Raw genomic sequence first — 315 nt, forward strand, 5'->3', positions numbered from 1 at the left:
CCGCGCTGCAGCAGATCAACGTATCGCTGGAGGAGGCGGCGCAATCGCTGGGCGCGACGCGCCTGCGCACCATCCGGCGCGTGGTGGTGCCATTGATGGCCGGGGGCATGCTGGCCGGCTTCGTGACCAGCTTCGTGACGGCGGCGGTCGAGCTGTCGGCCACCATCATGCTGGTCACCAAAGACAGCCAGGCGCCGATGAGCTACGGCATCTATCTGTACATGCAGAGCGCCGCGGGCCGGGGTCCGGGCGCCGCGCTGGGCGTGCTGGCGGTGGCCGCGGTCGCCATCGGCACCTATGTCTCGCACTTGCTGG

Annotated in this window: 1 protein-coding gene; it reads left to right on the forward strand. The window is 69.8% G+C overall.

The window, feature by feature from the left end:
- Positions 1 to 315 (forward strand): ABC transporter permease subunit (locus SB751_RS29185; protein ID WP_410748930.1); only part of this gene is annotated, 315 nt, incomplete at both ends.

Source organism: Cupriavidus sp. SIMBA_020, from assembly GCF_046535395.1.
Classification (GTDB): Bacteria; Pseudomonadota; Gammaproteobacteria; order Burkholderiales; family Burkholderiaceae; genus Cupriavidus; species Cupriavidus campinensis.